This window comes from Acinetobacter sp. YH01022 (assembly GCF_013420235.1).
GTDB lineage: Bacteria > Pseudomonadota > Gammaproteobacteria > Pseudomonadales > Moraxellaceae > Acinetobacter.
The window spans coordinates 1-22,881 of record NZ_VOYP01000043.1; the positions used below are offsets into that span (position 1 = coordinate 1).

Sequence of the window (22,881 nt, forward strand, 5' to 3'; positions counted from 1 at the left end):
GAAAATGTATATCGTTGGCAGAAGAAATTATTTAGACCAATGATCAAAAACTTCATTGATGACTTTATTCTCGATAAAAATCATCTGCTACCACAGAGAATCTATAAATAATAGTGCGTAAGTCCTAACTTATTAGAATTTACTGAAATATAAAGGTAAATTGAAATTACTTTCCGATACAGAACGACCCAAAGATCTTGCCTAATAAGTCATCTGCACTGAAGTCCCCGGTAATTTCACCCAAGGCATTCTGGGCAAGTCGCAATGACTCCGCCACCAGCTCACCGGCATGGAACACCACCAGTTGTTCACGCGCTTCTGCCAGATAGTGCTGAGTGCGCTTCATTGCGTCTAAATGGCGGGTACGGGCAATAAAGGTATCTTCTTCCGGCTGGAAGCCTGCATGCGCTGTAATCGCATCTATGAGCGACTGCACCCCAGTTTCCTGCTTGGCAGAAACGGTAATATGACGGAATCCCTGATAATCGCCTATTTCAGCAGCTGCACCGGTTAAATCACACTTGTTGGCAATCAGCATTAAACGGCGTGGTTCCAAATGTTCGGCAAAATAGTTTTGTGCCAATTGCAGCGGATCTTCCCCTTGGCTTAAGTCATAAACCAGCAGCAACAAATCGGCTTGTTCAATTTCTTTAATCGCGCGGCGAATGCCTTCTTTTTCCACGACATCGCCAGTTTCACGTAAACCAGCGGTATCGGTCAGGGTAATCGGCAAGCCATTCAAGGTGATTTTTTCATGCAAGACATCACGGGTGGTACCAGCAATATCAGTCACAATGGCGCGTTCATTACCCGCAAGGGTATTCAACAAGGAAGATTTACCTGCATTCGGTTTACCCGCAATCACTACCTGCAGACCTTCGCGCAATAGCTGGCCTTGTCGTGCCGAAGTTTGCACGGCAGCGACCGAACTTTGCACATCTTCCAGCAGGGCTAAAATTTTGCCATCTGCCAAAAAATCGATTTCTTCTTCCGGGAAATCAATCGCAGCTTCCACATGTAAACGCAGATGAATCAATTTCTCCAGCACGGTATTAACCCGGGTAGAAAAAGCCCCTTGCAGTGAACGGACTGCAGAACGTGCCGCGGCCTGAGAGGTGGCATCAATCAGGTCGGCAATCGCTTCGGCCTGGACCAAATCCAGCTTACCATTTTCAAAGGCACGCATGGAAAATTCACCGGCTTTGGCAGAGGTTGCACCCAACTCCAGTAGTCGGCCGAGCAGGGCATTTTGAATCACTGGGCCCCCATGCCCCTGTAACTCCACCACATCTTCACCGGTAAACGAGTGTGGGTTAGGGAAGCAAATGGCCAGGCCTTCATCCATGACTTCACCAGATGCATCATAAAACTGACGGAAACCGGCGAAACGGGCCTTAGGCAAAGCGTTTCGGGTTAAAGCTTCAGCAATGGCATAAGATTTTGGACCCGACAGACGAATTACCCCCACGCCACCGCGCCCAGGCGGAGTTGCAATCGCAGCAATCGTAGTAAGGTTTTGCATAAAATTCACCTAAAAAATCCCAAATCACAGCCAAAGAAAAATCCGCCTAAGATTACCATCTTAAGCGGATTTATTCAGCTATTCGCAATCAGTCGTTACTTAAACAACGTCGCGTTTTTCGCGTTCTTTCGCAACACCTTTGTTGATCAGGCTTTGCTGCAAGATGGTAATACTGTTGTTGACAATCCAGTACAACACCAAGCCCGCAGGGAAGAACAACATAAATACGGTGAATACAATCGGCATAATCTTAAAGACTTTTGCCTGCATCGGATCAGCCGGCTGCGGATTTAAAGACTGTTGAATAAACATGGTCGCGCCCATCAGTAACGGCAGGATAAACCACGGATCCATTGCAGATAAATCTTGAATCCAAGCCAACCAGGGTGCATGACGCAGTTCTACTGATTCCATCAATACCCAGTACAAGGCTAGGAAAATCGGCATTTGTAACAGCAATGGCAAGCAACCCGATAATGGATTGACCTGTTCACGTTTATACAGCGCCATCATTTCTTGCGAGAAGCGCATACGGTCTTCACCGAATTCTTCTTTCATGCGTTGCATTTCAGGTGCAATCACACGCATTTTCGCCATAGAGCGGTAGCTCTTGGACGACAATGGCCAAAGAATCAGTTTGACCAGTACAGTCAACATGATAATTGACCAGCCCCAGTTGCCAACAATGTTATGGAAGAATTGAAGGCCCAAGAACAATAATTTGGCAATTGGCCATAACCAGCCATAATCAACCGTTTGATTCAAGCCGACAGCCAAGTCTTTTAATTCAGACTGTACTTTAGGACCTGAATAGAATGTCGCATCTACTTCCGCCGCAGTACCTGCAGGTACATTCATGGTCGGTGAAGTGAAACCAATAATGTTCATATTATCGGTAGATTGGCGAGATTCCAGTTTGGCACTATAAGGCTGACCATTGGCTTGAGTCAGTTTAAGATCACCCGGAATCCAGGCACTGACAAAATAATGCTGCACTACAGCAACCCAGCCACCTTTGGCTTCAACATTCAACTTTTCATCGTTGAAGTTGGCAAATTTCAGCTTGTTATAATGTTCATCTGGCGTTCCCCACGCACCACCCAGGAATGTGCCAAGTGTGAAAATACCTTGGGAAGATTTACCCGGGTCATCCGAATTGTCACGTTTGATCTGACCAAACATCTGGCCTTGCCAGTTCTGGTTACTACGGTTGACCACTTTGTGGCTGACCATAACCGGATATTCACCCTGCTTGAAGGTAAACGTCTTAATGATCTCTACACCGTCAGCAGTTTTGTAGACCATCGGTACCGATAAAACCTTAACCGCTTGACCATCTTTGTTCTTTTCCGCTTTGGCATCTGCCAGTGTATAAGATGCTTTTTCAATCTCATATACAGGACGACCATTGCGGTTACTGTCTGGTCCATTTAAACCAATCAATCCAGACTGAGCAACATAAGTCCGTTGTGCATCGCTTTCAAGCATCACGAACGGAGCATTACTGTCTTTGTCTTTATCGTGGTTCAATAATTCAATACGAACAATGTCACCCCCTTTAGGATTAATCCAAAGATGATAAAGGTCAGTTTGTACTGAAATAAGCTGTTGACTTACAGGTGCAGTGGCATCTGTTGTAGTTTGCTGAGTCGCAATATTCGCTTGAGGCATGTCAGACGCAGTAGCAGCGGTTTGACCATTTGGCAAATCTGCAGATACTTCATGTGAAACCACGGCAGCTTCTTGCTGCGGTTTAGTTTCTGCATGACCATAATCCTTTTGCCAAGCCAAAATAAGCAAATATGCGACGACAAACATGGCCCCTAGAATTGCAAACCTGGCCCATTGTTGCATATCTATTATCCCAAGTAGTTAGAGTGATTTCGGTTCAATAAACGATCACGAAAGGGTACAACAACGTGAAGCGTTTGAGAATCTATTTGCTGAAATGAAATAAAACGAATTGCCTTTGGCGGAACCGGATCATATCCCGAGCCCCCCCAAGGATGACAACGACAAATACGCTTAGTAGCTAACCACACACCACGCACAGCACCATAACAATGGACTGCTTCCAAAGAATATTGAGAACATGTGGGAATATAACGACAGCGGGGTCCCAATAAAGGACTAATCGCGATCTGATAGAATCGAATCAACCAATGCAGTAAACGTACCATTGGCCTTCTCTACTTTTGTGGGGAGGGAGCTATCTTTTTATGCTTTTTGGCAAGGCGTTGCAATTTCTGCCAAGCAAATTGTAATTGCTGCTGCAATTCCGCATTAGGGATTGCTTCAATACCCATTTTAGGCATGACCACAATATCTAATAAATCTAATTGCTGCTGATGCAGGCGAAAACTTTCACGAGCAAGACGCTTTACTCTATTTCTTTCATGTGCGCGACGCACTTTTTTCTTGGCAACAACAATACCCAAACGGCTTTTCGGCTGCTCGGAATTTTTAGCAAGAAATAAGAAATGGGGTTGATGCACTTTAAAAAGCGCACCATCAAACACACTTTTATAATCGGCAGCACAGTGTATGCGTACATCTGTGCTGAAGCCATAAAGTGTCATAACACCCAAAATCGTAATAGCGTTAACAGATTAAACAGTTAAGCTATGACGACCTTTTGCACGACGGCGAGCTAATACTTGACGACCAGCTTTAGTAGCCATACGAGCACGGAAACCATGAACACGCTTACGCTTTAATTCTGATGGTTGGAATGTACGTTTCATATTGAAACTCCAAAAATGATCTTTCTATGAAGGTTCGCGATTTTAGTGTTCATTCAATGAGCTGTCAATCAAAAACAAACTTTCTTTCAAAATAAACCGGTTTTTAGAAGATTGATATGTTGAACATGCATTTAGATAATTAAAAGTTGTATCTATTTTATACACAGTGTAAATTATTGATTAATAAAACAACATAAGTTATAAACAGAAATATTCACAATCTTATCCACATCTTACTGTGAATGAAATGCTTGTGTTGTGAAATGAATTTAAATTTATAACTTTTCCGAGTTATCCCCAAAGAATGGCGTTCTTATAAATAAATTCAAATTTATAAATTTAAATTTATTACTATTAGGGCGGTGTTTTTCTGTGGAAAAGGCTATTTTATTTTTAATAAACATAAATTTAAATTGTGGATATCTATGTTTTTATAATTTTATTAAATTGTGGATAACTTTAAGTTGTATTTTATCCACAGCTTGCGGATAAACTTATCCACATTGTGATTTAAATTTAAATTTAATTGGAAATTTGCTTTTTTGAATGATATTTCCTGAATTTTGCCATGACAGATGTGGATAACTTCGATAGAATGGCGACCCGCTCGGTCGGGCTCGCATGATTTTTTTACTAACAATGGAATGAATAGGGGTTTCACATGCTTTGGACAGACTGTCTAACTCGTTTGCGACAAGAGCTTTCGGGAAATGTCTTTACCATGTGGATTCGCCCTCTGGTTGCTGAAGAGCTAAACGATACTTTAAGACTCTATGCACCCAATCCGTATTGGACCCGCTATATTCAGGAACATCATCTGGAACTGATTACGATTTTGGCTGAACAGATGTCCGAAGGCCGGGTACGTAAAGTCGAGATTCTGGTGGATTCACGTCCGGGTGCAATCTTGTCAGCCAATGAACAGCCAGCAACCACCACGGCTGCATTGCAATCTGTGCCGGCAGTTGTTTCCAAACCGAAAAAAGAAAAAGATGAAACGGGCAGTAAAAACAGCCGTAAACGTTTACTCAATCCCTTATTTACTTTTTCACTATTCGTTGAAGGCCGTTCCAACCAGATGGCAGCTGAAACCTGCCGTAAAGTGTTAACCCAGTTGGGGGCTTCACAGCATAACCCGCTATTTTTATACGGACCGACCGGTTTGGGTAAAACCCACCTCATGCAAGCTGTTGGTAATGCCCTGTTACAGGCCAAACCCAATGCACGGGTGATGTATATGACGGCCGAGAGTTTTGTACAAGATTTTGTCAGCTCTTTACAGCAAGGCAAAGTGGAAGAGTTTAAAAAGAATTGCCGCTCGCTCGATCTGTTGTTGGTGGATGATATTCATTTGCTGGCCGGTAAAGAAGCCAGTCTGGTGGAGTTTTTTTATACCTTTAACGCGTTATTGGATGAATCAAAACAGATTATTCTGACTTCCGACCGTTATCCCAAAGAATTGACGGAACTGGATGCACGTCTGGTTTCACGTTTTTCCTGGGGCTTATCGGTCGGGGTGGAACCACCGGATATTGAAACCCGAATTGAAATTTTGTTGAAAAAAGCCGAAAGCAGTGGGATAGAGTTGCCGCGTAACTGTGCCCTGTTTATTGCCCAGCAAGTGGTGGCCAATGTTCGTGAGCTGGAAGGCGCGCTGAACAAAGTGGTGGCGATTTCCCGTTTTAAAGGCACACCGATCGATCTGGAAGTGGTACGTGAATCGTTAAAAGATGTGCTGGCCATTCGTGCCCGTACCATCAGTACTGAAAATATCCAGCGGGTGGTGAGTGAATATTTCCGTATTCCTTTAAAGGAAATTGTCGGTCCCAAACGTACCCGGATTTATGCTCGTCCACGTCAGCTGGCCATGGGCTTGGCACGTGAACTGACCGGGGACAGTTTCCCCGAAATTGGCATGGCCTTTGGTGGTCGTGACCACAGTACCGTGATGCATGCCTGTGAAAAAGTCATCAGTCTGCGTGAACAAGATCCGATCTTTAATGAAGACTATAAAAACCTGCAACGGCTGTTGCAAAGCTGATCTGATTTGATCAAATTCTATTCTTGCAATGCGGCATATTCTGCCGCATAGTACACTGCTAAAAAACACATTTATTTATTTTCATCTTCAGTTGTTAGAGGAATGTACCGTGCGTTTGAAAATCGCGAAAGAAAGCTTACTTAATGTTCTGTCACATGTCGTAGGAGCGGTTGAACGTCGCCATACTTTAAACATTCTGTCTAACGTAAAAATTCAAGTGAGCAATGAATCCTTAACCATTACCGGTTCTGATCTGGAAGTGGAACTGGTGGCCAGTACCACGTTGGCTGAAGGGGCTTGCTTGCAGGCTGGTGAAACCACTGTACCGGCACGTAAACTGATGGATATCTGTAAATCCTTGCCTGCCGCGGCATTGATTGACCTGCAAATTACTGAAGATCGCTGTATTTTAAAATCAGGGAATAGCCGCTTTGTACTGGGTACTTTGCCAGCTGAAGATTATCCATTGTTAAGTACTGAAAATGCCCAAGGTACGCAAGTGACCGTGACTCAGCGCGAGTTAAAACGACTGTTTGAAAAAACGGCTTTTGCAATGGCTGTGCAGGATGTCCGTTTCTATTTAACTGGTACCTTACTTGAAATTGACCAAAATCAATTGCGTGCTGTAACGACTGATGGTCACCGTTTAGCGCTGTGTGAAACCGTTGCACAATCTACTGCAACTCAGCCGATTCAGGCGATTGTGCCTCGTAAAGCGGTAGCAGAATTACAGCGTCTGCTTAGCATTGAAGATGAGCAATTGTCTTTATTGATTGGTCGTGAACTGTTAAATGTGACCATCAGTACCCCGAGTCGTGATAAAGAGCAGGGCGATATTACCGTTCGTTTCACCACGAAACTGATTGATGGAAAATTCCCGGATTACCGTCGCGTGATTCCACGTGGTGGCGATAAAAACGTATTGATCGCGCATGATGTATTCAAGCAATCCTTGCAACGTGTGGCCATTCTCAGTAATGAAAAATTACGTGGCGTGTTCCTGAATTTTGGTGCCGATTCTTTGCAGCTGCGTGCCAATAACCCGGAGCAAGATGAAGCGATTGAAGATTTAGCCATTCAGTATGCAGATGCACCGATGGAAATGTCTTTCAATGCCCAATACCTGCTTGATGTGCTGAGTGTGTTAGATGGTGAAGATGTATCGATGACCATGACTGAAGCGAATCAGTCGGTATTGGTGCATGATCCGGCACAACAGGACCAGACCTATGTTGTAATGCCAATGCGTGTTTAATTTACCGATATTGAATCAGATTTAACCATGCATATTACGCGTTTAAATATAGAACGTGTTCGAAACTTAAAGACGGTTGCACTCCATGAGTTGCAGCCGTTTAATGTCTTTTATGGGCAAAATGGTTCAGGTAAGACCTCGATTTTGGAAGCCATTCATTTGCTGGCGACCGGGCGTTCTTTTCGTACCCATATCCCGAAAAATTATATTCAGAATGAAACCGGCGATGCGATTGTGTTTGCACAATCGGCAACGGAAAAAATTGGCATGCAAAAGCTGCTCTCTGGTGAACAGCTGATTAAGGTCAATGGCGATCATATTGCGACCCAAGGGCAACTGGCCAAAATACTGCCTTTACAGCATATTGATCCACAAAGTACCGACATTATCGATTATGGTGCCAAACCACGCCGGCAGTTGCTGGATTGGTTGATGTTCCACGTGGAACCGGATTTTTATCATGCCTGGCAGTACTATGCACGTGCCTTAAAGCAACGTAACAGCTTGTTGAAATCGAGCAGAAATCTCGGTTTGCATGATCTGGAACCATGGAACAAAATGCTGGCAGAATACGGCGAAATGCTGAATGCGCAGCGTAGCGGCATTGTCGAGCAGTGGAAAGTTTATTTTGAGCAGGATTTGCAGCACTTGCTGCCCAATCTTACGGTGGAACTGGAATATATGCCTGGCTTTCATACCGAACAGGGCTTGCTGCATGACCTGACTGTGCATCATCAGAAAGATGTGGATCGCCGTTATACTGAATACGGTCCACATCGTGCCGATTTACGTTTAAAAACAACGTTGGGCGATGCTGATGTGGTGCTTTCACGCGGTCAGAAAAAGCTCTTGATTATGGCTCTAAAACTGTCACAGATTGCAATGCTACATGCCTGTAATAAGGAAACTGTGGTATTATTAGATGATCTGACAGCAGAATTAGATTTAACTGCACAACGACGATTAATTGAGCGATTAAGCCAGCTGGGTAGTCAAGTTTTTATTACCACTTTAGAGCATGAATCGGTCAAAAAACATTTACATGATTTGTCTATTTCATATCAATTATTCAAAGTTGAAAATGGTCAAGTTCAGGTTGTTGTGCAATAACTTTTTAAATTTTACCCATCTTTGGATAGACCTATATTTCACTAGGGAGAAACCATGAGTTCAGAAGATCAAGCTGCTTCTCAAACAGAACCAACCCATGAAAAAGCTTATGATTCCTCTAGTATCAAGGTATTACGTGGCCTCGATGCTGTGCGTAAGCGTCCAGGTATGTATATTGGCGATACAGACGATGGCTCAGGCTTGCATCACATGGTGTTTGAGGTGGTCGATAATGCTATTGATGAAGCTTTGGCAGGTCACTGTGACGAAATCCTGGTCACCATCCATGAAGATGAGTCAGTCAGCGTATCCGATAATGGTCGTGGTATTCCGACAGATATTCATCCTGAAGAAGGCGTATCTGCAGCTGAAGTGATTTTAACCATTCTGCATGCCGGCGGTAAGTTTGACGATAATAGCTACAAAGTTTCTGGTGGTTTGCACGGTGTAGGTGTTTCGGTCGTCAATGCCTTATCCAGCAAACTGGAATTGACCATTTACAGAGCCGGTCATATTCATCAACAAGAATATAAACATGGTGATCCTGTCTATCCACTCAAAGTCGTGGGTGATACCGACAAAACCGGGACTACTGTTCGTTTCTGGCCAAGTGCCGAGACCTTTAGTCAAACTATTTTCAATGTTGATATTTTGGCGCGCCGTTTGCGTGAGCTTTCATTCCTGAATGCCGGTGTGCGTATTGTGCTACGTGATGAACGTATCAATGCAGAACATGTGTTTGATTATGAAGGTGGTTTGTCTGAATTCGTAAAATATATCAACCAGGGCAAAACCCATCTGAATGATATCTTTCATTTTACTGTGCAAGCAGACAATGGCATTGGTGTAGAAGTTGCCTTGCAATGGAATGACACGTATCAAGAAAACGTGCGTTGTTTTACCAATAACATTCCACAAAAAGATGGTGGTACACATTTAGCTGGTTTCCGTGCTGCTTTAACCCGTGGCTTAAACAGCTATATGGAAAGCGAAAACTTGCTCAAAAAAGAGAAAGTTGCTGTATCGGGTGATGATGCACGTGAAGGTTTAACCGCGATTGTTTCGGTAAAAGTGCCTGATCCTAAATTCTCTTCACAAACCAAGGAAAAACTGGTTTCAAGTGAAGTGAAACCTGCTGTAGAGCAGGCGATGAACAAGTCATTCTCGGAATACCTGCTGGAAAATCCGCAAGCAGCAAAATCGATTGCCGGAAAAATTATCGATGCGGCTCGTGCACGTGATGCTGCACGTAAAGCGCGTGAAATGACCCGTCGTAAGAGTGCGCTGGATATTGCCGGTTTGCCAGGTAAACTGGCGGACTGTCAGGAAAAAGATCCGGCATTGTCTGAATTGTACCTGGTCGAAGGTGACTCTGCGGGTGGTTCTGCCAAACAGGGCCGTAACCGTAAGATGCAAGCCATTCTGCCACTGAAAGGTAAAATCCTGAACGTAGAACGTGCACGTTTCGACAAGATGATCTCGAGTCAGGAAGTCGGTACGCTGATTACAGCGTTGGGCTGTGGTATTGGTCGTGAAGAGTACAACCCGGACAAATTACGTTATCACAAAATCATCATCATGACCGATGCTGACGTTGATGGTTCGCACATCCGTACGCTACTGTTGACCTTCTTCTTCCGTCAAATGCCTGAACTGGTAGAACGCGGTTATATCTATATTGCACAGCCACCGTTATATAAACTGAAAAAAGGCAAGCAAGAGCAGTACATTAAAGATAATGATGCGCTTGAGACTTACCTGATTTCTAACGCAATTGATGAGTTGGAACTGCATGTCAGCGCCGATGCACCTGCGATTCGTGGTGAGTCTTTAGCAAAAGTCATTGCTGACTATCAGACTTCACAAAAGAGCTTGCAGCGTTTAACGCTACGTTATCCAGCAAGCTTGCTGGATGGTTTACTGGGCCTAGATGCGTTCAAGTTAGACCATAGTCATGATGAAGACTATGTGAAACAGTGGTCTGAACAGTTGCGTGCTGCTATTGAAACGTATCAACCAAGTTTACGTCCTGAAATCACGCTTGAAGTGTTTGAGAAAGAACATGCAGACGGTAGCAAAGTGGTGCATTACTGGCCACGTGTAACGGTGTATGTGCACAACTTGCCGCATCATTATTTACTGGATACCGGATTGCTCGGTTCAAGTGAATACAAGCGTTTACTGCAAAATTCGAAGAGCTGGTTTACCTTGCTTGAAGATGGCGCTTATTTGCAGAAAGGTGATCGCAAGATTCAGGTGTCGACCTTCCATCAGGTTTGGCAGCACATTTTATCTGACTCACGTCGCGGCATGATGATCCAGCGTTATAAAGGTTTGGGTGAGATGAATGCGGAACAGCTGTGGGAAACGACTATGGATCCTGAAAACCGTAACATGCTGCAGGTGACCATTGACGATGCCATTGAGGCAGACCGCATGTTCTCGTGTTTGATGGGCGATGATGTGGAACCGCGTCGTGCCTTTATTGAGGAAAATGCCTTAAATGCGGATATTGACGCTTGATGCATTGATGAGTGAAATTGTAAAAAAGCATCCTTCGGGATGCTTTTTTTATGCTGTTTTTATTTTAATTTGATTAATTTTTAGCCATCTTTATTTTTATTAAAATGACGTATTCTTCTGTCATGATGATTCCAAATAAAGAGGAAATCATCATGCAATATGACGAGGTGAGCACTATGGATCAAGAACTGGAACAGATCCGCGATATCTGGACTCAGGCCTTTTTTAGCGGAAATTATGAGGTGCTGGCCCAGTATGAACATGAACAGTTCAAAGTGGTCTACGAGCAGGAGGGTCGCGTGGAAAGCAATTTTGTCCGTTATGACCGCATTGCTCATGCCGTGAAAAATGGTGTCTGGAAGCCACAAAAACTCGCAGTTGAGTTTGCAGAATTTGATTATGATGAAGATTTAAAGCATTGCCAGGTCTGGATTGGTTTGCAGAATCATAAACAAATTCGGTAATTATGGGTCAATGAGGGTGCTTGGAAGATTATCGAACTCAGGTTTTTAAAACGCAAAAAAACAGCTCAGGATAAGTCAAAAAACTAATTTTAAATGATCAACATAGATAGAAATCTTTGTGTGGATAAGTTTTTAAACTGTCATTTTAGCTCAATAGAAAAGTGAAAATTAACTTATCCATAGCATAAAATGATCTTTTATTTTAAATTTAAACTTGAATTTTGAGTGGTTGTGGATAAATTTTTTAAATTTAAAACCTGACTTTGAATTTAAATTCATTTAAAGGTAGTTTTTGAATTTAAAACCTGATCATGTTGTTTGATTTAAAATAGCTCGTCATAACTGGGTAGAATGGCTATATAGAGTGGTTGTGTAGAATAGAATGGTTGTGTAGAAAAATTAAAAAATCGCAGCACACCTTAAATATTGTGCTGCGATCATAAAATAAACGTCACTTTAGCTTTACTTAAGAATGGAAAAATGCCTTATTCAAAAGAACTTTCAAGCTCTTCCAGTTCCATCATTAACTCTAACATTTGTTCTTCCGCCGTTTCCAGCTGGCTTTTTAACTGAGTTTGCTCATTCATCAGCTTGAGTAAATCATCTTTACGACTGGCTTCATATATTGCCGTATCACCCAGTAAGACTTCAATTTCAGCTAAACGGGGTTGCAGCTTGCTAATCTGTGCTTCATTTTTTTCAATATTTTTACGAATCGGGCGACTCAGTTCACGGCGACGCGCAGTTTCTTTACGCTGCGCCTCTTTATCAAGTTTTGAAATTGTCGCTTTAACGTCAACTTGTGACTGAACTGGTGCAGCGGGTTTCTGACCATTTTTCATCAGGTCAATCCGTGCCTGACGTAACCAGTCTGCATAAGCAACCAAATCACCATCAAATTCACGGCATTGACCATTGTGGACGAGCAACAATTCATCACAGACGCTGGCAATCAATTGACGCTCATGCGATACCAACACCACAGCACCTTCAAAGTCCTGTAAGGCCATGCTCAGGGCATGACGCATATCAAGGTCCAAATGGTTGGTCGGTTCATCCAGAATCAACACGTTTGGACGTTGCCATACAATTAAAGCCAAAGCTAGGCGCGCACGTTCACCACCAGAGAAGCCTTCACTTGGGGTGTCCATACGTTCGCCACTAAAACCAAAGCTACCGAGGAATGAACGTAAAGTTGCTTCACTGATTTTTTTGTCCGCGATTCGTGACAATTGCAGCATTGGACTGGCACTACCATCCAGGGCATCCATTTGATGCTGGGCAAAATAACCAATATTCAGCAATTCAGAATCTTTGCGCGTCCCTTTGAGCAGTTTCAGGTCACCAACCAAAGATTTGATCAGTGTCGATTTACCGGCCCCATTCATCCCGAGTAAACCAATCCGGCTGCTTGGTGTGATTTGCAAATTGACATTGGTTACAATCAGCTTGTCACCATAACCAATATCTGCATGTTCCAGTTGCAGCAGCGGTGAGCTCATTTTAGTCGGTTCACGGAAACTGAAGGTAAACGGTGTATCGACATGTGCAGCAGAAAGTTCCTGCATACGTTCTAATTGTTTAATCCGGCTCTGTGCCTGTTTGGCTTTGGTGGCTTTGGCCTTAAAGCGGTCAATAAATTTTTGTAAATGTGCCCGTGTTTCAAGCTGCTTTTCATACGCTTGTTGTTGTTGTGCCAGACGTTCACTACGTGTACGTTCAAAGGTAGAATAATTTCCGGTATAGAGCATCAGTTCCTGATTTTCGATATGTAAAATATGATCGGTAACGGCATCAAGAAAATCACGGTCATGCGAAATTAAAATCAGGGTGCCTTCATAGGCTTTTAGCCAGTCTTCCAGCCATAAAATTGCATCCAAATCGAGATGGTTTGTCGGTTCATCCAGTAACAGCAAGTCTGAACGGCTCATCAGGGTGCGGGCCAGATTTAAACGCATGCGCCAGCCACCCGAGAAACTGGAAACATCCAGTTGTGACTGATGTTCAAAGAAGCCCAAACCGGCCATCAATTGTGATGCTTTTGATGGAGCAGAGTAGCCATTAATTTCGTCAAAGCGGCCATATAAATGTGCTAACTCATCGTTATTAAGGGCTTCAGGATGTTCCAGTTTATGCTGGATGTCCCAATATTCTTCATCTCCAGACAGGACAAAATCGATGGCCTTCATCTCCAGCGCTTTAATTTCCTGAGCCATATGAGCCACCGTCCAGGCAGCAGGACGGGTCAAAGAACCGCCATCTGATTCCATGCCACCCAATAATGCGGCGAACAGGGTCGATTTTCCTGCACCATTGACACCGGTTAGGCCAATTTTCCATCCTGGATGTAGCTGCATAGACGCTTTTTGAAATAAAACACGCCCACCGCGACGTATAGAAAGTTGATCTAACTGAATCATTGAAATATCTAAATGAGAAGAATAATGTGCGTATTCTAAAGGAAGCCACTCAGAAAAGAAAAAGGCAGTGCATGATTCTTTTTTATAAAAGCATGATTTTAAGTAGATGAATAAAAATGTGACAAATTGTGCAAAAAAACAGCCTTTCGTCAGAAAGGCCTCAGCAGCTCTATTTTTAGTATAAAAACAAAATTATAGTAATTTTCTAAGATAAATAAGCGAAAAAGAATAAGGCACATCATGAAAAAAAAGACTTTTATTTTATCTATGCTCACACTTTTGAGTTTTTCCAGCTTAGCGCAGGCAAAACAGAATATCTGTGTATTTGATTTACTTGGGAAAGCAGGTGAGTCTTATAAATTAATTGAAGAATGGGCCTTAACCAGTAAAAACTGGGGAGCCGAGGTCAATCTAATGCCCTATCAAGACGAAGCCAAAATTGAAAAAGATTTTAAGGTCGGTGTCTGTGATGCTTTTTACATGACCTCAATGCGTGCCCGCGCCTATAACAAATTTGCCGGTTCAATTGATGCACTTGGTGGCGTTCCAAGTAATCAGATTGCACAAAAAGCCATTGCTTTTGTGTTGGACAAACGTAATAAAAAGCGGCTGACCAGTAGCATTGCCAATGAGAAATATGAGGTGGCAGGAATTGGGCAAATTGGTACTGCCTATCTTTTTGTACGTGATAAATCAATTAATTCTATAGAGAAGGCACAAGGTAAAAAATTTGCCATTCTGCACTATGATCAGGCGCAAAAAATTGTTGTCCAGCGTATTGGTGCAGTGCCGGTGATGGCTGATATTTCTAATTTTGTGAAGAAATTCAACAATGGTGAAGTCGATATGATTGCGGCACCCGCTTATGCCTTTAAGCCGCTAGAAATTTACAAAGGTTTAGGCTCTAGCGGGGCAATGATTAATTTTCCGGTCGTCAATGTGACTGCCGATCTGGTGATTCGCCCGGAGAAATTTCCTGAAGGTTTTGCAGATCAGTCACGGAGTTGGTTCGTAAAACTTTTACCGAAAAGCTTTGCTATGGTGAAACGCCTGGAAGCGGAAATTCCCGCCAGATATAAAGTCAATTTAACTAAGGAAGATCATGATAAATATCAAAAATTATTACGAGATGGACGTTTAGACCTGACTAGGCAAGGAATTTATGAACCGACCATGATGACGGTGCTGAAAAAAGCCCGTTGTACGGTAGAGAGAACCAACTTTGAGTGTTCATTAAGCGGTGAATAAATCCATCATTATTGTATTCATTTGTAAAATAGCGCAAATTTCATAAATTATACCTAAAAATCGCTGTTACATAAGTTTATGATTTTTATTGCTAACTTAAAAAAATGAAAAACGATTGGCATTTTAAGCCTGATTAATTGGAGTAAATACTCTATTTTTTTAGAATGAACTTGCTTAATATTTGTGGCGTGAACGGATACTCGTCAAACAACAAGATTCTAAAAGGACCGAAATAATGAAAAAAATGATTTTCACATTAACAACATTTGCTGCTGTAGGCTTAGCGAGTACAGCACAAGCTGCTAAAGTCGATGTCTGTGTATTTGATTTACTGGGTAAATCGGGTGAATCTTTTCAAATGGCTCAGGAATGGGCATTGGCTGCCAAAGGATGGGGGGCAGAAATTAATCTTATTCCACGTCAAGACGAAGCGGTTGCTGATAATGACTTTAAAGCCGGTAAATGTGACGGCGTGTTTATGACCGCGATGCGTGCTCGTCAATACAATAAATTCGTAGGCTCTATTGATGCTCTCGGTGGTGCACCAAGTAATGCGATTGCTCAGCGTGCCATCACTTTTGCTTTGGATAAACGTAATGCGCCGAAAATGGTCAGTAATTTAGGCGGCAAAAAATATGAAGTGGCGGGTATTTCACCTTTAGGTTCTGCTTTTATTTTTGTACGCGATAAAAAAATTGACTCGATTGAAAAAGCAGCAGGTAAAAAATTTGCGGTATTAGGTTATGACGATGCACAAAAAATTATGGTGCAACGTGTAGGTGCGCAAGCGGTGATCTCTGATGTATCTAACTTTGTCGCAAAATTCAATAATGGACAGGTCGATATGGTAGGTGCACCTGCCTATGCCTATAAACCTTTAGAAATTTATAAAGGTTTAGGTTCTAATGGTGCGATGTTTAATTTCCCTGTACTCCAGGTGACCGCAGATTTTGTGATCCGTCCAGACCAATTCCCGGCAGGCTTTGGTCAAAAATCACGTGACTGGTTTGTGAAAAACTTACCAAAAAGTTTTGCCCTAATTAATCGTCTGGAAGCCAATATTCCGGCCAAGTTTAAATTGAACCTGACTGCAGAAGATAAAACCAAATATCAAAAATTATTGCGTGAAGGCCGTATGGATATGACCAACCGCGGTATTTATGATCCAGGCATGATGGGGGTTTTGAAAAAGGCTCGCTGCTCTGTCGATAAAGCCAATTTTGAATGTTCACTTGGTGGTGAATAGTATTGATTTTTAAAAAGAAAGCCTAGATTAAATCTAGGCTTTTTTGTCACTAGTATTTTGTCATTTTTGCCATTGAGATGAGTGAAAAAAGGCGTAATCTTAAAAAAATAACAGTGAAATTTTATCAGCCCAAAAAACAAGTCTTCAAATCGGCTGCTGGCTGATGAATAAAAAAAGCAAAAACGATTCAATTCAAGATTGAATAAAATAATGACACAAGGAAGAAAAAATCATGATGCCATGCTCTAAAACACTGCTGCTTGGTCTAGGTTTGTGTGCTGTCGCTAGTATTACTCAAGCCAAACAGGTGATTTGCGTATTTGATTTAGTAGGTAAAAGTGGGGATGTTTTTGCCCTGATGAAAGATTATCAATTGGCAGCCAAAAATTGGGGCGCCGATATTGAATTACGTGTAGGCCAAAATGAAGCAGTCATCGCTGAAGATTTTAAAGCTGGAAAGTGTGACGGGATCAGTGTGACCGGTATGCGCGGTCGTCAGTTTAACCATTTTACCGGTTCACTGGATGCTATTGGTGCGATTCCCGATTTAAAACTGGCAGTAAAAGTGATGCAGGGTTTAGCCAATCCAACTTTTGCCAAACATATGCTGAATAGCAAATATGAAGTGGTGGGTGTGATTCCAGTCGGCGATGCCTTTTTAATGGTTAATGATCGTAATATCAATACCGTGGCGAAAGCTGCAGGCAAAAAAATTGCCGTGCTTGATTATGATGAAGCGCAAAAAATTATGGTTCAGCAAGTGGGTGCACAGGCGATTAGTGCAGATGTCACCAATTTTGGCGCTAAATTTAACAATGGTCAGGTGGATATTATTGGTGCACCTGCTGCCGTATTTAAACCTTTAGAACTGTATAAGGGTTTAGGCAATAAGGGTGCAATTGTGAATTATCCTATTTTACAAGTCACCGGTAATGTGATTATCCGTCCAGATAAATTTCCGGCAGGATATGGGCAAAAGTCACGTGAATGGGTGAAAAGCCAGTTACCTCGTGCCTTCGGGATTTTAGGCAAAATGAAAGCCGATATTCCGCAAAAATACTGGATGCAAATTCCTGAAGCAGATAAAGTGGGCTATCAAAAATTGATGCGCGAGTCGCGGGTCGATTTAACCAAACGCGGCGTTTATGATAAACGTATGATGAAATTACTGTGGCAATTCCGTTGTAAGCAAGATCCAAAGAATTTTGAATGTAGTCTGCAGGATGAAAATTATAAAAAATCTTGAGAAAAATAGTCTGATTTAACTTTAAATCTGTAAATACTGACCATATATTGGGTATGCTATACTTAATATATGGTCTTTTATATTTCAAGACAGCTGAATTGAACAGAGGAATCCCACATGAATGCCCAAGCTCTGGTGTTGACCGACAATGCTGCGAATAAAGTACGCCAATTGCGTGATAGCGAAGGCAACCAAGAATTAATGTTACGCGTTTATGTTACAGGTGGCGGTTGTTCCGGTTTCTCTTATGGCTTTAACTTTGCTGAAAGCATGAATGAAGATGATGCTGAATTTATTAATGGTGATGTGAAAATGCTGGTCGATTCATTGAGCTATCAATATCTTGTCGGTTCAGAAGTAGATTATGTAGAAGGCCTGGAAGGTTCACGTTTTATCGTGCACAACCCTAATGCAACAACAACCTGTGGTTGTGGTTCATCTTTTTCAATTTAATCGAATAATCAAATATAAAAAGCCCTCCAAAAATGGGGGCTTTTTTATTGCGGATTAGCATGCTGATTTGCTGTTGCAAGCTATTTAAATTATTAGGCTTGCAGTTTTGCTGCTTCTAGAATATCAAAAATAACCGTAGTCACATCTTGGCTTAAATCGCGATTGTTAAAAATTTCATAAGCACTAATGGTGATATCGGTATCGCTTGGCAGTAAACGTTGTTCTTCTTCAATCAAATCTTGAATAGGCAACAGGGTCTGTTTGACTTGTAAATGTAGAATATCTTTAAATTCTATATTTTCATCTTCAAGTTCAATCAGTTGCTCATTGAAATACGGCAAAAGAATGGAATGGAGATAAGGTTGAATCTCAATAATATCAAAAATTTCAATATCACGAGTCTGTTCAATCGTACTGATGTGATCATTTACTTCAATAAGAATATGGTAGTAACTCACACGCATCTCCAGAGGTTTCTGTTGTCATTTCTGGTTATTACCATAACACGAAATTTGCCTGATTGCCGATATCTTACTATTCATAGACTTATAAAAAGTAAGGTTTTTTTGCATTGTATCTCAAGTTGAGCCTAACGCGCCTGTAACAGGGCAAGATCAGCAGCGGACAAGCGGAAATTTAGCATGTTTTGCTCTTTCATCAGTGGATACATCAGTGCTTGCGGGTCCTGATTATGTTTCAAGCCCAGTGCATGGCCAAATTCATGCGCCAGCGTCAAGCGTAAATCCTCAATCGATTCAAATTCGTAAATGTTAATTTGCTTGCCATTAAATGAACCTTTATCAAATAATCGTGGCTGAAAACACTGATTAAAGCTTTTTACCGAGCTATCAATCCGTTGATTCAGCTGATTCAGTTCATCAACCTCCAGATTAAGTTGCTGAATTTTCTGGTTATAAAGATTGATCTCTTGCTGCAGTACCAAAATGTGCTGTTGTAACTGGTTTTGCTGCTGCATGAGCTGTTCCCGTTGTGAAGCCGGGATTCCACCACTTTGATTAATAATGGCAATATATTGATTATGTTGATTTATTTGTATATTGAGTTGGGCTTTTTTCGCATCGAGTAGAGTATTGGTACGGTCTAGTTCATCTTTAAATTGCTGCAGTTGTTGATTTTTATTGACCCACACTTGCTGGTTGTGTTGAATCTGGCCTAATTGCTGCCGACGTTGCACCGATTCGTCTTGACGTTGATCATAAATTAAATGGATGGTGAGCCGGGCATCGGGATCATAAACAAAATAGTCTTTGCCTGTACCCGCTTTCCAGATGTCAGTGGCTTGCTGGCTAATCTGTTTCAGTTCATTTTCAGTAACACCAAAACGTGAATCAACCTCAGCAATACGGTAACGTAAGCGGGTATCGAAAGGATGTTGAATACGATCCAACAGGGTATTGTGGCGAATTTGAGGATGATTTCGGGTTTGATAGGTCATGCCGAACAGAAATATGACCAACAGGCTGAGTAGCACTAAGCGCATAAAAGCTTAAAATCATTATTTTTCTATACTGTATAACAATTAAGCTGAAATAAAAATAAAAAAACCGCGCTTGCGCGCGGTCTTTTTTCTGTTAATTCGACAAATTATTTTTTGTCATCTTTAACTTCGGTGAATTCAGCATCTACAACGCCGTCATCTGCTTTTTGTTGTTGACCCGCATCACCTTGGAATGCATTTGGATCAAAACCTTGCGCACCGCCTTGAGCACCTTGCGCAGCTTCATAAGCGCGTTGAGTGATCGGCATGATGATGTTTTGTAATGCTTCAGTTTTTGCTTTGATGGCTTCAACGTCATTTTCTTTGGTTGCAGCTTCAAGTTCTGAAACCGCAGTTTCAACCGCAGTTTTTTCGTCAGCAGTCACTTGTTCGCCCAGATCTTTTACTGCTTTTTGCGCGCTAGAAACTAAAGCATCAGCTTCGTTACGAGCTTTAGCCAGTTCTTCGAACTTACGGTCTTCTTCCGCATTCGCTTCAGCATCTTTGATCATCGCTTCAATTTCAGCATCGCTCAAACCTGAGTTTGCTTTAATTTGAATCGATTGCTCTTTACCAGTGCTCTTGTCTTTTGCAGACACTTTCAAGATACCGTCAGCATTGATATCGAACGATACTTCAATTTGTGGCACGCCACGTGGAGCAGGTGGGATGTCGCCTAATTGGAAGTTACCCAACAATTTGTTTTGCTGCGCCATTTTACGTTCACCTTGGTAAACCGAAATGTCTACAGCAGGCTGGTTGTCTGCAGCAGTTGAGAACACTTGAGATTTCTTCGCAGGAATCGTGGTGTTTTTCTCGATAATTGCAGTTAACACGCCGCCCATAGTCTCAATACCTAGAGTCAATGGAGTTACGTCAAGAAGTAATACGTCAGTTTTGTCACCAGACAACACAGCACCTTGAATCGCAGCACCAATTGCTACTGCTTCGTCAGGGTTCACGTCTTTACGTGGCTCACGACCAAAGAATTCTTGTACTTTTTGTTGTACCAGTGGCATACGAGACTGACCACCAACCAGAATCACATCAGAGATGTCTGAAGTTGAAAGACCGGCATCTTTAAGTGCAATCTTACATGGTTCAATAGTACGAGCGACCAGATCAGCCACCAAACCTTCAAGTTTTGCACGAGTCACGTTGATCACTAAATGTTTAGGACCAGTCGCATCTGCAGTGATGTATGGAAGGTTAATTTCAGTTGCATTAGAAGAAGAAAGCTCGATTTTTGCTTTTTCAGCGGCTTCTTTTAAACGTTGTAATGCAAGAGGATCTTGTTTCAAGTTCACGCTTTGTTCTTTCTTGAATTCTTCAACCAGGAATTCAATTAAAGCATTATCGAAGTCTTCACCACCTAGGAAAGTATCACCGTTTGTAGATAATACTTCGATTTGCTGGTCGCCATCCAAGTCAGCAATTTCAATGATGGATACGTCGAAAGTACCACCACCCAAGTCATAAACCGCGATTTTACGGTCGCCTTCTTTCTTGTCCATACCGAACGCAAGAGCTGCAGCAGTTGGTTCGTTGATGATACGTTTAACGTCCAAACCGGCAATTTTACCTGCATCTTTAGTGGCTTGACGTTGTGCATCGTTGAAGTAAGCAGGCACAGTAATGACCGCTTCAGTAACTGTTTCACCTAAATAGTCTTCTGCAGTTTTTTTCATCTTTTTCAAGATTTCAGCAGAGATTTGTTGTGGTGCAAGTTTCTTGTCATTTACATCCACCCATGCATCGCCATTGTCTGCCTGGATGATTTTGTAAGGCACTAAACCGATGTCTTTTTGCACTGCTTGGTCTTGATACTTACGGCCGATCAAACGCTTGATCGCGAATAATGTATTTTTAGGGTTAGTCACTGCCTGACGTTTCGCAGATTGACCAACCAGAATTTCGCCATCTTTATAGGCAATAATAGATGGAGTTGTACGCGCGCCTTCAGCGTTGTCGATGACTTTAACTTTGTCGCCTTCAAGTACGGCAACACAAGAGTTTGTTGTACCTAAGTCAATACCAATGATTTTAGCCATTTGGATGTTTCCTCAAAATTATTTTTTGCAATGTTTTTGCTTGTTATCCGATATGAGAGCCATTCAAAATTTTTCAAGTTGTTTGCATGAAAAAAATAGAAAAACTCTCGAATTTCTATACCTTATTGACCTACGAGGACCATTGCTGGACGCAGTAAACGGCCTGAAAGGGCATAACCTTTTTGTAATACGGTACCGATTTCACCAGCTTTGACGTCAGGTGCAATACCGACGGCCTGATGTAAATCAGCATTAAAACCATTATTCATGTTGACTTCTACAACGTTAAATTTTTCCAGCGTACTGAGTAATGATTTATGGGTCAGTTGAACGCCTTCAAGTAATGGCGATTCAATATCCCCAGCCGCTTGAATGGCACGCTCTAAATTATCGACAGTGTCGAGCAGCTCTTTAGCAAACTTCTCAATCACGGTCTCTTTATGCTTTTCAGCTTCACGTTGAATACGTTCTACGCTTTTTTGTGCTTCATAAACTGCATTGGCTGTACGGGCTTTTTCTAACTTCAAGTCACCTTCAAGCTGTGCAATCTGCTCTTGTAAAGATTCAACGGTAACTTCTGACTGTTCAGGTTCAGCTTGAGATTCTACTGTTTGTTGCTCAGCTTGCTCTTGCCCTAGATCTTGAGCGTCTTGATTCTGCTCAGTTGCCATAGATTTACTCCGTTTGAATGGGTTTTTAAACATGTCAGTCCTTTTGGCCTCAGTGCTAACTGCGTTAATCCTGAACTGCCATGAGTGATAAAATTCATGATTAATACAGAGTTCGGGGCAGACGTTAAAAATTCAAGCGAGACAAGCAATTAAATCTGTTTAATTTGATTAAAATTATAGGACTTACGCATTGACAGATTCAAAAAAGTATTAAAATGCTTTATAAAGTATCTGTGATCAGACGAATTAAACATGCTTCTATAGCAACTTGTACATTACCCATTTATATGGGCTTTCTCATGACAGAACCGAACTCTATTAGCTGTACACAACTTGCCGAGACTTATAACATCTCGCATGATAGTGTAAATCGCTTTCTAGAGCGTGAA

19 protein-coding genes and 2 pseudogenes are annotated in these 22,881 nt (G+C 42.0%); 11 read left to right on the top strand and 10 right to left on the bottom strand.

Annotation, left to right across the window (positions count from 1 at the left end; all coding sequences use genetic code 11):
• Window positions 1-111: pseudogene (locus tag FTT87_RS12960) on the top strand (IS701 family transposase); the annotation flags it as partial.
• Window positions 112-166: 55 nt separating this feature from the next.
• Here the strand turns inward: FTT87_RS12960 and mnmE are convergent.
• The 5 genes from mnmE to rpmH all read right to left on the bottom strand — a co-directional run bounded on the left by mnmE (window position 167) and on the right by rpmH (window position 4,266).
• Complete coding sequence (gene mnmE / locus FTT87_RS12965; RefSeq protein ID WP_180043245.1) at window positions 167-1,522, bottom strand: tRNA uridine-5-carboxymethylaminomethyl(34) synthesis GTPase MnmE; 1,356 nt, start codon at window positions 1,520-1,522, stop codon at window positions 167-169.
• Window positions 1,523-1,621: 99 nt separating this feature from the next.
• Window positions 1,622-3,376: a membrane protein insertase YidC gene (yidC, locus tag FTT87_RS12970; RefSeq protein WP_180174960.1), complete on the bottom strand. Its 1,755-nt coding sequence runs from the start codon at window positions 3,374-3,376 to the stop codon at window positions 1,622-1,624.
• A 5-nt stretch (window positions 3,377-3,381) separates the two neighbouring features.
• Window positions 3,382-3,702: a membrane protein insertion efficiency factor YidD gene (gene yidD, locus FTT87_RS12975; protein ID WP_166171660.1), complete on the bottom strand. Its 321-nt coding sequence runs from the start codon at window positions 3,700-3,702 to the stop codon at window positions 3,382-3,384.
• Window positions 3,703-3,711: 9 nt separating this feature from the next.
• On the bottom strand, window positions 3,712-4,101 hold the full coding sequence (gene rnpA, locus FTT87_RS12980) for a ribonuclease P protein component (RefSeq protein WP_086197590.1): 390 nt from the start codon (window positions 4,099-4,101) through the stop codon (window positions 3,712-3,714).
• 30 nt (window positions 4,102-4,131) lie between these two features.
• A complete protein-coding gene (gene rpmH, locus FTT87_RS12985; protein WP_000831329.1) occupies window positions 4,132-4,266 on the bottom strand; it encodes a 50S ribosomal protein L34 in 135 nt (44 codons plus the stop codon).
• Between the two features lie 661 nt (window positions 4,267-4,927).
• Between rpmH and dnaA the strand changes: the two genes are divergently transcribed.
• The 5 genes from dnaA to FTT87_RS13010 all read left to right on the top strand — a co-directional run bounded on the left by dnaA (window position 4,928) and on the right by FTT87_RS13010 (window position 11,659).
• The gene (gene dnaA, locus FTT87_RS12990; protein WP_180174961.1) at window positions 4,928-6,307 is read left to right on the top strand and encodes a chromosomal replication initiator protein DnaA; all 1,380 of its coding nucleotides are present in this window, start codon (window positions 4,928-4,930) and stop codon (window positions 6,305-6,307) included.
• A gap of 109 nt (window positions 6,308-6,416) precedes the next feature.
• Window positions 6,417-7,562 (top strand): DNA polymerase III subunit beta, encoded by a 1,146-nt coding sequence (gene dnaN, locus FTT87_RS12995; protein ID WP_180174962.1) that lies wholly within the window; start codon window positions 6,417-6,419, stop codon window positions 7,560-7,562.
• 27 nt (window positions 7,563-7,589) lie between these two features.
• A complete protein-coding gene (recF, locus tag FTT87_RS13000; protein WP_180174963.1) occupies window positions 7,590-8,672 on the top strand; it encodes a DNA replication/repair protein RecF in 1,083 nt (360 codons plus the stop codon).
• Window positions 8,673-8,726: 54 nt separating this feature from the next.
• Window positions 8,727-11,195 (top strand): DNA topoisomerase (ATP-hydrolyzing) subunit B, encoded by a 2,469-nt coding sequence (gene gyrB, locus FTT87_RS13005; protein WP_180043241.1) that lies wholly within the window; start codon window positions 8,727-8,729, stop codon window positions 11,193-11,195.
• Window positions 11,196-11,347: 152 nt separating this feature from the next.
• Window positions 11,348-11,659, top strand: a complete 312-nt coding sequence (locus FTT87_RS13010) for a hypothetical protein (RefSeq protein ID WP_373423526.1) — start codon at window positions 11,348-11,350, stop codon at window positions 11,657-11,659.
• Between the two features lie 485 nt (window positions 11,660-12,144).
• Here the strand turns inward: FTT87_RS13010 and FTT87_RS13015 are convergent, their stop codons facing one another.
• Window positions 12,145-14,079 (bottom strand): ATP-binding cassette domain-containing protein, encoded by a 1,935-nt coding sequence (locus tag FTT87_RS13015; protein ID WP_180174964.1) that lies wholly within the window; start codon window positions 14,077-14,079, stop codon window positions 12,145-12,147.
• A 240-nt stretch (window positions 14,080-14,319) separates the two neighbouring features.
• On the opposite strand from FTT87_RS13015, the gene FTT87_RS13020 reads away from it, so the two are divergent.
• From FTT87_RS13020 to erpA, 4 genes are all read left to right on the top strand, one after another.
• A complete protein-coding gene (locus FTT87_RS13020; protein WP_086197584.1) occupies window positions 14,320-15,327 on the top strand; it encodes a putative solute-binding protein in 1,008 nt (335 codons plus the stop codon).
• A gap of 235 nt (window positions 15,328-15,562) precedes the next feature.
• Window positions 15,563-16,573 (top strand): putative solute-binding protein, encoded by a 1,011-nt coding sequence (locus tag FTT87_RS13025; protein WP_086197583.1) that lies wholly within the window; start codon window positions 15,563-15,565, stop codon window positions 16,571-16,573.
• 235 nt (window positions 16,574-16,808) lie between these two features.
• Entirely contained in the window at window positions 16,809-17,819 is a 1,011-nt protein-coding gene (locus tag FTT87_RS13030) for a putative solute-binding protein (RefSeq protein WP_180174966.1), read from the top strand.
• A 117-nt stretch (window positions 17,820-17,936) separates the two neighbouring features.
• Window positions 17,937-18,272 carry an iron-sulfur cluster insertion protein ErpA gene (gene erpA / locus FTT87_RS13035; RefSeq protein WP_086198910.1) on the top strand — a complete coding sequence of 112 codons (336 nt, stop codon included), beginning with the start codon at window positions 17,937-17,939 and terminating at the stop codon, window positions 18,270-18,272.
• 92 nt (window positions 18,273-18,364) lie between these two features.
• Here the strand turns inward: erpA and FTT87_RS13040 are convergent, their stop codons facing one another.
• The 4 genes from FTT87_RS13040 to grpE form a co-directional block, all read right to left on the bottom strand.
• Window positions 18,365-18,742 (bottom strand): hypothetical protein, encoded by a 378-nt coding sequence (locus FTT87_RS13040; RefSeq protein WP_180082411.1) that lies wholly within the window; start codon window positions 18,740-18,742, stop codon window positions 18,365-18,367.
• A gap of 119 nt (window positions 18,743-18,861) precedes the next feature.
• On the bottom strand, window positions 18,862-19,773 hold the full coding sequence (locus tag FTT87_RS13045) for a matrixin family metalloprotease (protein WP_180082401.1): 912 nt from the start codon (window positions 19,771-19,773) through the stop codon (window positions 18,862-18,864).
• A gap of 104 nt (window positions 19,774-19,877) precedes the next feature.
• Window positions 19,878-21,821, bottom strand: a complete 1,944-nt coding sequence (gene dnaK / locus FTT87_RS13050) for a molecular chaperone DnaK (protein ID WP_180082403.1) — start codon at window positions 21,819-21,821, stop codon at window positions 19,878-19,880.
• Between the two features lie 122 nt (window positions 21,822-21,943).
• Window positions 21,944-22,492 (bottom strand): nucleotide exchange factor GrpE, encoded by a 549-nt coding sequence (gene grpE / locus FTT87_RS13055; protein ID WP_086197579.1) that lies wholly within the window; start codon window positions 22,490-22,492, stop codon window positions 21,944-21,946.
• A 233-nt stretch (window positions 22,493-22,725) separates the two neighbouring features.
• Here grpE and FTT87_RS13060 point away from each other — a divergent pair.
• Window positions 22,726-22,881 (top strand): annotated as a pseudogene (locus FTT87_RS13060) (IS701 family transposase); the annotation flags it as partial.